This window comes from Oleiphilus sp. HI0061, assembly GCF_001635675.1.
Map to the genome: position 1 here is coordinate 1 of NZ_LWFE01000413.1, position 11,284 is coordinate 11,284.

The 11,284-nt window shown below is 44.6% G+C and carries 10 protein-coding genes and 1 pseudogene; 6 read left to right on the forward strand and 5 right to left on the reverse strand.

What is annotated here, in order from left to right:
- From A3735_RS05585 to A3735_RS05595, 3 genes and pseudogenes are all read right to left on the reverse strand, one after another.
- Positions 1 to 269 (reverse strand): annotated as a pseudogene (locus A3735_RS05585) (response regulator); the annotation flags it as partial.
- A 107-nt stretch (positions 270 to 376) separates the two neighbouring features.
- On the reverse strand, positions 377 to 1,462 hold the full coding sequence (locus tag A3735_RS05590) for a GGDEF domain-containing protein (protein ID WP_068514273.1): 1,086 nt from the start codon (positions 1,460 to 1,462) through the stop codon (positions 377 to 379).
- Positions 1,463 to 1,588: 126 nt separating this feature from the next.
- Positions 1,589 to 2,086, reverse strand: a complete 498-nt coding sequence (locus A3735_RS05595) for a CoA pyrophosphatase (RefSeq protein WP_197470177.1) — start codon at positions 2,084 to 2,086, stop codon at positions 1,589 to 1,591.
- Between the two features lie 302 nt (positions 2,087 to 2,388).
- On the opposite strand from A3735_RS05595, the gene A3735_RS05600 reads away from it, so the two are divergent.
- On the forward strand, positions 2,389 to 2,763 hold the full coding sequence (locus A3735_RS05600) for a hypothetical protein (protein ID WP_068514279.1): 375 nt from the start codon (positions 2,389 to 2,391) through the stop codon (positions 2,761 to 2,763).
- A gap of 180 nt (positions 2,764 to 2,943) precedes the next feature.
- On the forward strand, positions 2,944 to 3,216 hold the full coding sequence (locus tag A3735_RS05605; protein WP_068514281.1) for a hypothetical protein: 273 nt from the start codon (positions 2,944 to 2,946) through the stop codon (positions 3,214 to 3,216).
- Here the strand turns inward: A3735_RS05605 and A3735_RS05610 are convergent.
- Positions 3,202 to 4,380 (reverse strand): mechanosensitive ion channel domain-containing protein, encoded by a 1,179-nt coding sequence (locus tag A3735_RS05610; RefSeq protein ID WP_068514284.1) that lies wholly within the window; start codon positions 4,378 to 4,380, stop codon positions 3,202 to 3,204. The two genes, A3735_RS05605 and A3735_RS05610, sit on opposite strands and share 15 nt — an antisense overlap.
- A 129-nt stretch (positions 4,381 to 4,509) precedes the next feature.
- On the reverse strand, positions 4,510 to 6,123 hold the full coding sequence (norR, locus tag A3735_RS05615) for a nitric oxide reductase transcriptional regulator NorR (protein ID WP_231875509.1): 1,614 nt from the start codon (positions 6,121 to 6,123) through the stop codon (positions 4,510 to 4,512).
- Between the two features lie 397 nt (positions 6,124 to 6,520).
- Between norR and A3735_RS05620 the strand changes: the two genes are divergently transcribed.
- The 4 genes from A3735_RS05620 to A3735_RS05635 all read left to right on the forward strand — a co-directional run.
- Positions 6,521 to 8,149 carry a cytochrome D1 domain-containing protein gene (locus A3735_RS05620; RefSeq protein ID WP_068514287.1) on the forward strand — a complete coding sequence of 543 codons (1,629 nt, stop codon included), beginning with the start codon at positions 6,521 to 6,523 and terminating at the stop codon, positions 8,147 to 8,149.
- Positions 8,150 to 8,276: 127 nt separating this feature from the next.
- Positions 8,277 to 10,031, forward strand: a complete 1,755-nt coding sequence (locus A3735_RS05625) for a NapC/NirT family cytochrome c (RefSeq protein ID WP_068514289.1) — start codon at positions 8,277 to 8,279, stop codon at positions 10,029 to 10,031.
- Between the two features lie 36 nt (positions 10,032 to 10,067).
- On the forward strand, positions 10,068 to 10,679 hold the full coding sequence (locus A3735_RS29485) for a c-type cytochrome (protein WP_197469971.1): 612 nt from the start codon (positions 10,068 to 10,070) through the stop codon (positions 10,677 to 10,679).
- Positions 10,669 to 11,284: cytochrome D1 domain-containing protein (locus A3735_RS05635; RefSeq protein WP_304439965.1), on the forward strand; the 616-nt coding region annotated here is incomplete at its 3' end. The genes A3735_RS29485 and A3735_RS05635, both read left to right, overlap by 11 nt.

Here is an 11,284-nt window from a genome sequence, read left to right on the forward strand (position 1 = left end):
ATAAAAAATAAGTCCGAGAACTTTAACAGTTTCTTGTAGCGTAGCTCCTCAAGTAACTCCTGGCCGTTTTTGCCTTTGCCTAAGTCATAGTTGCACAGCGTAACGTCGTAATTGACGTTCTGAAAACCTGAGACAACATTTTGTGCACTGCTTGCTGTGTCAACGAGCTTAAGGCCAAGTGACATCAGTGTCTTTTTGGTAGAAAAACGGAAGGAGTCTAGTTCATCGACGATGAGAAAGCGTTTCTTGGCAAATTCTTCCAGTGACATAAGGTTTTATATGAGTGTAGATTTATGAGCTCAAATATGAGCGGAGCATGCCGCTTGGTAGGCGGGTGTTTATTTGATTATAGGTTAACTTGAGCCATTGTCTTTTTTTATTGTGACTCTATTTTAATCTTGATAGCTTGCTGACAATCACTTCTAATCATATTCCGGCCAGCACTTTTAGCATCGTAAAGCAGGCCGTCGACTCGGTTTAGAAAGCTTTCTGCGGTGTCGCACTCTCTTAGTATGGATAAGCCACCTGAAATAGTGACACTTTCTATCGGGGTGCCACCTTTCTTCTTGGTGAGCTTTGTTTTTGCGACGTTTGCTTGAACCTGATGAGCGACTGAGCTGCCACCAGCTGCTTCGGTATTAGGGAGTATGATTGCGAACTCTTCGCCGCCATAACGGGCAACAAAGTCCCCGCCTTTCACGCTGCGCTTGATCGTCTCGGCGACAAAGCGTAGTACCCGGTCTCCAACAAGGTGTCCGTGCGCGTCGTTTACACGTTTAAAGAAATCAATATCCAGAAGAATTAAGGCTAAAGGGCTATTATCTAGCTGGGATTTTTTTATCGCAGTACTGAGCTGCTCATCAAAGCCTCTTCTGTTACCTACGCCTGTAAGGCTATCTTGGTAGACCTCTTCGCCCATTTTTTCTAGAGACTCCTGAAGGCTGTTAATCTCTGAACTTAGATGATAAACCTTGCTGAGCGCTTGGTGGTTTCGGGATCTGCACTTCTTTGTTTCTGCTAATAGAACCTGAATAATTGATTGAAGGGAGTTTACCTCGGGGTCATGAGTCAGGTCGTCTGCACAGGAATATAAAGCAGCGCTATAGGACTCCATGCCGCTATTCAGTTCGCTTAATTCGGATTGAAGTAAGGTGATCAAGGCTCTTATCGCTTGACGCATTTCACTAAGCTTTTGTTCAGGAATTTCAACGAAATATTCGTTGAACAAATGTTCACAAGTGCTCGCGGAAAAATCTCCGCCTTTGGATATACGTTTATCAATCGCTTTTTTTAGGTCGAGTTTTCTATCTGCATAATATTCGTACCAAACACTATAGACTTCAGGGGTGGCGGGAATAGACAGTTCATTTATTTTTGCAACAGCTAATCGCAGCCACTTGACGCTCTCGGATAACTCGACATTTTGTCGATTATTTGAGGGCGCGTCAGAATACTTGCTCATGGGTATACCTGTTTAAACTATTACTACATTATATAGTCGAAAAGTAACTGAAATGTTAGCAAAACTTTGTTGAATTAATTTGACACTTGAGGTGAGTATTTTGTAACGCTTCCATCACTACTATTGCTACTTTGTAAATTCGTCAATCATTCGTAAGGTTAAACCCCATATGCGTCGGCTTTTGTACCAATAGCAAGGCACTGTTAGTGATACCCCGCGAGCCTTCCATTGCATACTTTCACGGTTGGCCGGAAGTTCAAAATGCTTGATTGGCACCCATAAAGTTTCAGCGACTTCATGGTTTAATACAAAATCCACATTCAGCTGTAGTTCGAAGGTGAATGCTGAAATAACCATTGGTCGTAGACCTGAGTGGGTTTTGGTGAGCTGGTCAGATATGCGCCCTAATGGTGCTAGGTGGCCGGCATCTAAGCCTATTTCTTCTCGTAGTTCGCGCAGAGCCGTGTGATAAATATTGGCATCTGTAGCGTCCATCTTACCACCAGGAAAAGCCATATCACCAGACCAGGGGTCACCCGGTCGCTCGGCGCGTTTGATCAGCAAAACCTGACGACCTTGGCTAGGGTGATCCCGAAAAATAATTGCCACGGCAGCTCGTGTCATCCACCTTCTACCGGGAATTCTTTTACCTTTGTTGTGCATACCTTGCTTGTCATAGCTCTATTTAATTTGAGAAAAATTACCTTAACATACTAAAGATAATTCATCTTCATAAAGCTCAGTGCCTGAGCTTATTCACATTAAGCAAGTTGTCGCTTATTGAAAGTAACCGTGACTCACAAGCTATCATGAGAAAAGCTTGAAGTAGATAAGTTTGCGTGTTTGAATAGCATTAAATGAGTAATGGCCGATTCTAGGCTCTGGCTCTTTATCTTCCTGTAACCTTGAGCGATAAGAACTGAAATATGCTTGATGATATAAAAGAATTCTTTGACCGCTTTGTGCGAGATTTTTCTTCATTTGATGGGGCCCTGATTGCAAGTCGATACCAAGCGCCTTATTTGGCTGTCACTTCAGATGCCGCAGTATGGGAGTGTGCAGCGCCGTCTGACCTGGTCGAATATTTCCAAAGCTTGCTTGATAAACACTCTGCAGAGGGTGTAACACATACCAAGTACGAAAACCTCGAAGTCACCGAGATTGGCCGTAGCTGCTTCCTTGCCTCAGTCACATGGACGATGATGAACGATTCGGGCGACACGGTCTCTAACTGGCGTGAGTCTTATAACTTGATCAAAACAGCTGATGGCTTGAAGATTTTTACGTCTATCGACCACTAAGTGTCCTTGCTGAATATTCATTAAAAAGCCGATGCCTTCAGTGTCGGCTTTTTCTTTTCTGCTTTCCTTAAAGTTTTTCTCAAGCGTTGCATTTGCTCTTAATTGCTTCAAATAAGCTATATTTAAAGTATGAGCCAGTTCTTATGGCATTATTCTTTGTGGAGAAGGGGCACATTACTTATGACTAAACCAAGCGATGACGAACTAAAAAAAGCCTTAGCCAAAGCTGCTGAAATGCGTGAAAGTGGTGTGGACTCTGACTTCATAGCCAAGTCTCTGTTAAGCTTAAATTACCGATTTGAGGTGTGGCAGAAAGTGGTAGATGCAGCAAAGCATTATCTGCACTCAGGTCAAGCCACGCACGAGCATGCGGTGCTGGTTAAGGCTCTAAGAGATGCAGAAGCAATCGACTCCCGCAATGAAGAGCATGAGCCGCCTCTAGGCTTGAGCTAGTTCGCTAAGCTTGCCAGCATTTTCAACGTTTTTTAGCTCAAGTTTCGCTAATTGTGGTGTGGATAAATCAATGCCCTCAATAATGGACGCCGTATATACCGCGTCATTCACGCGAAAGATTGTTCCCATCAAATGCTTTCGAATCGTTGCCGTAACTTTTGTATTTGGAATTCGATCAAGATAGATCCACAGCGTATATTCTAGTGCGTAATCACCCGCGTGCGTAAGTGCCCACTCGAATTGCCGGGTTTGGTTGATTTTAATATCGGGTTTTTCAAGGCAGTTTTCTTGCGCAAGGCTAAAAAACTTATCGATTTTCGCTTTGAAGTCTGCCAGCTGTTTTTGTCGTTCGTCTTTTGTTTTGCCATCAAATTCAGGGTAGCCAATGTTGTAGCTCAAGGCTTGGCGTACGCCATCAGTACTCGCTACGCGACTGAGGTTATCGATTTTATTTTGAATGAACTGATTGTTCCGCACGAGCGTTCGATGGTTATTACGGATGTCGTAGAGAATCACATATATCAGCGTTACCTTGCTGATGACATACTCCGTTTCATCATCGCCGATGACGACGACGTCTCCGTCTTCGAGAATTTGCGTATTCAGGATGATTAAGCCGCTAATAATATCAGGTGCCCAGATGTTGCTGGTAAAGGCTAGGAAGGCAAATAGGATTCCGAATATGCCAGTCGTTTCCAGCATACTATCGGCGCCCCAAATTTTAATGAGGGTGAACAGCGTTGCCAGAATGATGACAAACAGGATAATGATATCTACTAGACGGCTTGAGTAGGTGTCTAGAAAAACAGGCTTCTCATCAACAACTTTTTCGAGGCCGAACTTCTTGCGAGATTGGCGGCTACAAATACTGTAAATCAGGATGCTGAGATACAGAGTGGTGAGACTTAAACCCAAGTGTATAAAGAAGTTTTCGTAGCTATTGTTGAGTCTGAGAAAAACCAGATGGACGATATGAAGAATCAGCACCAGGCCGTTTAAGGCGCGAAACAGTGTGACTTTGACGCCGCTATCACGTGCGCCATCAATGAAGCTTATAATCGGCTTTGCATACAGGAATAAGCCAATGTTGAATACAAATACCAGAATATGTGCCGTCCATGTTGTTGTGGACAACTGCGGTAATAACCACTCTAAAGCTTGCATAGTAAAAGACGCCTAAGAAAAGTGAGCTTGTGTCGCATTGCTTCATGCAGACGCCAACGGTCAGATCTTAGCTAATTATGATGAACTTTAGACTTGAATCAAGGGAAAGCTTTGCTTCTCTTAAAGCCTTTATAGCTCCAGGCGTTTAATTAAGCGATAGAAATTACTTCGGTTTACGCCCAAGTCACGTGCTGCAGCCGCCTGGTTTCCCTGATGTTGGTCCAGAATATGAATAATATAATTTCTCTGGAAATCATCGACTGCGTCTTTAAGATTCCCTTTTGGTGTAAATGAAAAAAGGTTGCTGTTCGCTTCATTCACTAGCGGGTGTTCCTTGCCGTTAGTTTTTGGCTGACCGTTTTGAAGGTGAATATCCAGGTAGGAGGCGTCGATAACGATGGAACGGTTGTGTCGGCCTTGATCAGCAATCGCTTTTAATGCTGAGCGGCTGAGCATATGTTCTAACTCTCGTACGTTTCCGGGCCAATCATATTGAGTGAGGAGGTGCTTGGCATCGCTCGTGATTCTGAGTCCTTCGACACCTAAGCGCTTTTGATTTATTTCTAGTAAATAACCCGCAAGTAAGAGAATATCTTTGCCTCTTTCTCGAAGAGGGGGTATGTGAACCGGGTAGACACTTAGTCGATGGTAAAGGTCTGCTCGAAATCGATGTTCTGCGACCTCGTTTTGTAAGTCGCGATTGGTTGCGGCGACGATACGTACGTCTACCTGAATGTTCTTATCTGAGCCGACACGCTGAATCTCGCCGCTTTGCAGCGCTCTGAGTAACTTTGGCTGGATGGACAAGGGAAGCTCACCAATTTCATCAAGAAAAAGTGTCCCCTCATGTGCGATTTCAAATTTCCCCGCTCGGTCTGAAACCGCGCCAGAGAATGCGCCTTTGACGTGACCGAATAATTCACTTTCTGCAATATTCTCGGGGAGCGCTGCACAGTTTACATAAACCAACGGCCCTTTGGAGCGTGGAGACATATTGTGAACTTGTCGTGCGACGAGCTCTTTACCAACACCTGTTTCACCGAGCACCAGTACACTCAAGTCAGATTGTGCGACGATATCTAGCTCATCTTTCAGATTCATCATCACATCGCTCTGGCCGATCATCTCGCTGTCAGAGCTTTTCAGCAAAGTTTGACTGACTAATCGGTGGTGAGCTGCACTGGCTTCAAGTGAATCGATTCGTACGGCTGCCTTAACCGCCGCTTCGGTGAGTTTGGTAAATGTCCTCAGCTGGTCCTTATCAATCTGGTCAAAGGTGCCAGGTTCAAGCGCATCTAAGGTAAGTAGTCCCCACGGCTTTTCATTAATTAATAAGGGAATGCCCATACAGTCGTGTACATCAGGGTGTTGGTTGTTTTCACCGATTAATCCATCGTAAGGGTCAGGTAGGTCTGAGTTCGCCTCAAAGTGTACCAGCCCTTTTGAATGGATCACTTGAGACAGTCTGGGATGTTCAGTAATGATGAATCGTCTTCCTAGTACGTCATCGCTTAATCCTTTCATTGCAATAGGGCGAAGTTGACTGCCTTCCAGTTTCAAAACCGCCGCCGCATCGAACGGAAATATATTCTGCATATTGTTAAGCAGTCGCTGATAGCGACTTGCTTCAGGTAAGTCTCTAGGGAGGTCGGAAATGATCGCCGTAATCGTCTCGAATAATGAACCTGTTGTTGTCATATCTACCTCACTGTTGTCGAAATGATTTCTTGCTAAGGCGGTCATTATGATTTCCCTTGTTATAAATATTGTTATTTTTCAGCGCTTTATGTGTTGGTACGAAACTTGAGTATAGCTAGGTGAGACCTCCGGAATCGAAGCGGAGTATGGCAGTGAGGGAGCGGTGTTAATTTGATTGAGGTCAAGTAAACCGTCTTTTCAAATGATCTATCCACGAAGGAAGGAGGTATCTACCACTTTAAGGGTAGGTGTGGTTAGAGAGGAAGATAACGTTTTGAGAGAGACGTTGTAAGAAGATAGCAACACATATTTTTGGAGTAGTAACTTTTTTCGAACATAGCACTTCTTATAGCTTTATTGGGGATTCACGGCTTAAAGGGGGAAGTCGGACAAAAGACCCAAACGACAAATAGCGACAACAATTAACAGGAGTTCGCATACGATGAAGAACACAAAACATATATTGTCAGCATTAGCTCTAGCAATGGGCGTTGGCATGGGAGCCGGGGTTCAGGCAGCAACAAACACTGCACCAACCTTAACCCCTGAAGAATTCGACAAAGCAAAATCCATGTACTTTCAGCGTTGTGCGGGTTGTCATGGTGTATTACGTAAGGGGGCAACAGGTAAAAGTTTGATGCCTGAAGAAACCCTTAAGAAAGGAACCAAGCGTCTGTCTCGTATTATTGAGCTAGGTACTGAAGGTGGCATGAACAACTTTGATGATCTCTTCACTAAAGATGAGATTGACCTTCTTGCGAAGTATATTCAGTTGGAGCCTCCTGTTCCACCAGAGATGTCTTTAGCGATGATGAAAGAGCGGACCAAAGAATATATCGCTCTTAAAGACTATCCAACTAAACCTCTACATGGCCGTAATTGGGAGAACTTCTTTGTTGTCATTGAGCGTGATGCAGGTCTTGCTGCCATCATCGATGGTGACAAACATGAAATTGTTGCACACATCGATACGGGTTATGCAGTACACGTAATCAAGGGTACTGAGCACCATAAAACTGATCATGCGAAAGACGTAGGTCGTTTCTGGTACACCATTGGTCGTGACGGTAAGGTTAACAAGATCGATTTATGGCAGACGCCAGACAAGATGTTGGTAGCTGAAACTCAAATGGCGTATGACGCACGAGATATCGCTGTTTCCGGTGATGGCAAATATGTTATCGCTGGTGGTTATTGGCCTCCGCACTTCGTAATCATGGATGCAGAAACACTTGAACCTCTGAAAGTAGTTTCTTCTCGTGGTGTTAATGTTGACGGTGAGTATGTCGAAGAGTCTCGCGTTGCGGCGATCTACACAACACCTAATGAGCCAACTTGGATGGTTGCGATCAAAGAGTTAGGTCAAATGTGGCAGGTTGATTACAGCGACATCAATAACCTACGTATTGATCAAATGGATACTGCTAAGTTCTTGCATGATGGTTTCTTTGACCCAACAGGTCGTTACTTCCAAATCGCAGCAAACGCTTCAAACAAGATGGTTGTTGTTGATACGAAAGATCGTAAGTTAGAGAAAATGATCGATGTTGCTTCATTGCCTCACCCGGGTCCTGGTGCTAACTGGACTGATAAAGAGTGTGGCCCTGTTGGTGCAACGACTCACCTAGGTATTGGTGAAGTATCTGTTTGGGGCAACGACCCGATTGGTCATCCTGACCAAGCGTGGAAGCTGTGCTACACAGTTGAGACAGACGGTGCGGGCGTATTTATTCGTACCCATCCAACATCTCAATATGTATGGGCAGATCAGCTTAAGCACCCAGAGCCAGAAGTTCAGCAAAGTGTTCAGGTATTTGATAAGGACACACACGAAATCGTTAAAACTATTCGTGTAACTGAAGAAGAAGGTAAAGCGGCCTTGCACATGGAGTTCAACAAAGATGGTACTGAGGTTTGGGTATCTGTCTGGAACCGAACTGACAACAAGAACCCAACTGGTGAAATCGTTGTTTACGATGCGAAGACTCTTAAAGAGATTACTCGTATTAAAGGTTTAACAACGCCTACTGGTAAGTTTAACGTGTTTAACCGTGCTAACCACAAAACCTAATTACCGTTAGTAATAGTTATCTAGGTAATTAGTACTCCTGAAGAAGAGTACTTAGGTGCTCTTCTTCAACCTTCTCGGATTTAAGTAATTGAATTTTAGAATATTAAAGTTCTAGGGAGTCTCATCAATGAGTGCAGCAAATCTTGTTAAAGGTCTGATGACGAGAAAAATATTGTTCGGGGCGACAGTCACGGCAGCATTATTTTTCATGTTAGTCGGTGTCATCTTCTGGGGCGGATTTAACACTGCGATGGAGCAAACCAATACCCTAGAGTTCTGTATCAGTTGTCACGAAATGGAAGACAACGTTTATAAAGAATACCAGTCAACTATTCACTACACCAACCGCAGTGGCGTTAGAGCAAGCTGTTCAGATTGCCACGTGCCTGATCCATGGGTGCATAAAGTTGTTCGTAAGATAAAAGCTTCTAATGAGTTATGGCATAAAGCTTTGGGAAGTATTGATACGCCAGAAAAGTTTGATGCCAAGCGCTTCACGATGGCAAAGAAAGTTTGGGGTGAAATGAAAGCGACAGACTCACGCGAGTGTCGAAACTGTCATGACTTCGAAACCATGTTGCCAGAAAACCAAAAGCCTCGCGCTCGTAAACAGCATTTGAATGCGATGACAGCAGGTAACACTTGTATTGATTGCCACAAAGGTATTGCGCACAAGCCTGTGCATGATGAGTTGACTGACGAAGAAATTGACGAACTCACTACACCAGACCCAGAAATCGCAATCGGTATTCCGGCTCACTGGCAAGAATTTTTAGATAAAGAAGCTGCTGCTAAAGCAGAGAAGAAGCGTTTAGCAGAAGAAGCGGCTAAGAAAGCAGCAGAACAAGCAGCTAAAGCAGCGGAAGAGGCAAAGATTGCGGCAGCTTTAGCTGCAGAGAAAGCTAAGAAAGAGGCTGCAAATAAGCCTAAGAAAACTGAGGCTAAAAAGGCTCCCGCCAAGAAAACTGCTGCAAAATCATCTATCAATTGGGCTGCAGTACCTGCAAGAGAAATCGGTGTTTTCTATCCTGGCCAGGCGTCAATGGAGTGGGTATTAGGACGTAAGCATGGTGGTAAGCGTTCATTCACGAAAGGTGATCGCTGTATGGACTGTCATGAGGAAGAAATTGCAGATATTGGACAAAAGATTGTGACAGGCGAGAAGCTGGAAGATCAGGTGATTCCCGGTAAGCGTGGCAGCATTCCAGTGGCGGTTAAAGCAGCACATGATAGCAAGAGCTTATATATGCAATTTACTTGGGAAGATACTGAACACCAGCCAGTACCCTTTGCAGAAGGTGGCAAGATGGATGCGATGAATCAAATGAAATTGGCCTTTATGTTAGCGACTGACGAAGTTGAGTACGCAGATCGAGCAGGTTGCTGGGGAACCTGTCATGCCGATGCCGATGACATGCCTTTCGCGCCTGAGGGTCAGAGTGTAACTAAGTATCTAAAAGAGAGCCGTACGAAGATTGAGCTTAAAGGCCGAAACAAAAAACCGCTTGGTGGTTGGGATAAGCGTAAGGAAGACGCTGAGATCAAAGCAGAATTTGACGCTCAGCACTTCATGGATATCGTGCGCTACAAGTCGGGTGACAAGAGTATTGAAGACGGCAGTATCTTGGCAGACCGCTTGATGAACGAAGGTGTGATTAGTGAAGCGATAGCAAACAAAGTTGGCAATAAGTGGGTGGTTGAAATCAAGCGTCCTCTGGTAGCTGACGGTGACGGCAATATCAGTCTGGACACCGCTCAAAGCTACAACTTTGGTTTCGCGATTCATGACGATTACAGCAACGGCCGTTTCCATCATGTATCACTTGGGTACAAATTGGGCTTCGATAATGCCGATGTAGAAATCAATGCAGTTAAGCAATAAAAGCTAGTAAATAAGAAAACGGTGAGCGTTATGTGGATGAGATCAGTCAAAAAAACAGGTAAGGGATTGGCAATAGTGCTATTCGCGAACTTGTTGCTGGCGGGCGTCTCATCTGCAGAACTTGTTGAAGTAAAGACACACAAGATGCGTTTCATACCGGAAGTTGTAACAGTCAATATTGGCGATACGGTGCGTTGGCTGAATGTCGAGAAGAGGCAGTATCACAGCGTATGGTTTGAAGGTTTGGGAGAGCCTGAAGGTGAATACTTCTGGCCCGAAGAAAGCGTTGAACGCTTATTTGATCGCGCTGGTGTCTTTGACTATCGCTGCGGACCTCATCCACAGATGAGGGGCAAGGTTATTGTTAAAAAAGCTGAGCTGAAAGTTTCTGAAGAGCGTGCACTGGAACTGGACTATTTAGTGAAACAAGACTGTGGATCATGTCATGGGATGCTGTTTAAAGGTGGTTTAGGCCCGGCTTTGTTGCCGGAAAATATCAAGGCATATTCGGTTGAAGACTTAATGGCTGTCATCCTACATGGTCGCCCTGGAACGCCAATGCCCCCATGGAAAGCTATTTTGTCTGAGGCGGATGCTAACTGGATTGCTAAAGCTTTGAAGTCGGGAGAAATGATAGATGCGAATTAAAAGCCTTGCAGTGGCCTTACTAAGTATTAGTTTGGGGGCGTGTACTTGTTTGCATACCCAGACGGAGCCCAGGGCAACAGGTGACATGGGCGTCATTATTGAACGTGCTACTGGAAGCGTAAAGATCATCGATACCAGTGACAAGAAGCCCGTCGGCAGCATAGATCAATTGGGAGACCTTTCGCACGCTTCCGTTGTTTTTTCTCGTGACGAACGGTACGCCTATGTATTTGGTCGCGATGGTGGCTTAAGCAAGATCGATATCTTGACTGAAGAGATCAGTAAGCGAGTGATTCAAAGCGGTAATAGTATTGGCGGTGCCATTAGTCAGGATGGATCTTTAGTAGCTGTTTCCAACTACACGCCTGGTGGCGTAAAGGTCTTCGATAGCGAAACGCTTGAGTTGGTGGTGGATATTCCTGCGACAGAATTCATTGACCCAAGAAGCGGTAAAAGCAAACGCTCTAAAGTTGTTGGTTTGGTGGATGCACCCGGAAAGAAATTTGTTTTCAGTCTCTTCGATACGCATGAAATATGGGTGGCAGACTTTTCAGGGGAAGACAGCTCTAAACCCCAACTTACCAAGTACCGAGATACTGGCTTAC

What these genes read in the sequence shown, in the direction of transcription:
- norR (WP_231875509.1), bottom strand. Translation starts at nt 6,123, where the DNA reads ATGACCGCCTTAGCAAGAAATCATTTCGACAACAGTGAGGTAGATATG.
- A3735_RS29485 (WP_197469971.1), top strand. Translation starts at nt 10,068, where the DNA reads ATGAGATCAGTCAAAAAAACAGGTAAGGGATTGGCAATAGTGCTATTC.
- A3735_RS05590 (WP_068514273.1), bottom strand. Translation starts at nt 1,462, where the DNA reads ATGAGCAAGTATTCTGACGCGCCCTCAAATAATCGACAAAATGTCGAG.
- A3735_RS05610 (WP_068514284.1), bottom strand. Translation starts at nt 4,380, where the DNA reads ATGCAAGCTTTAGAGTGGTTATTACCGCAGTTGTCCACAACAACATGG.
- A3735_RS05605 (WP_068514281.1), top strand. Translation starts at nt 2,944, where the DNA reads ATGACTAAACCAAGCGATGACGAACTAAAAAAAGCCTTAGCCAAAGCT.
- A3735_RS05620 (WP_068514287.1), top strand. Translation starts at nt 6,521, where the DNA reads ATGAAGAACACAAAACATATATTGTCAGCATTAGCTCTAGCAATGGGC.
- A3735_RS05625 (WP_068514289.1), top strand. Translation starts at nt 8,277, where the DNA reads ATGAGTGCAGCAAATCTTGTTAAAGGTCTGATGACGAGAAAAATATTG.
- A3735_RS05600 (WP_068514279.1), top strand. Translation starts at nt 2,389, where the DNA reads ATGCTTGATGATATAAAAGAATTCTTTGACCGCTTTGTGCGAGATTTT.
- A3735_RS05595 (WP_197470177.1), bottom strand. Translation starts at nt 2,086, where the DNA reads ATGACACGAGCTGCCGTGGCAATTATTTTTCGGGATCACCCTAGCCAA.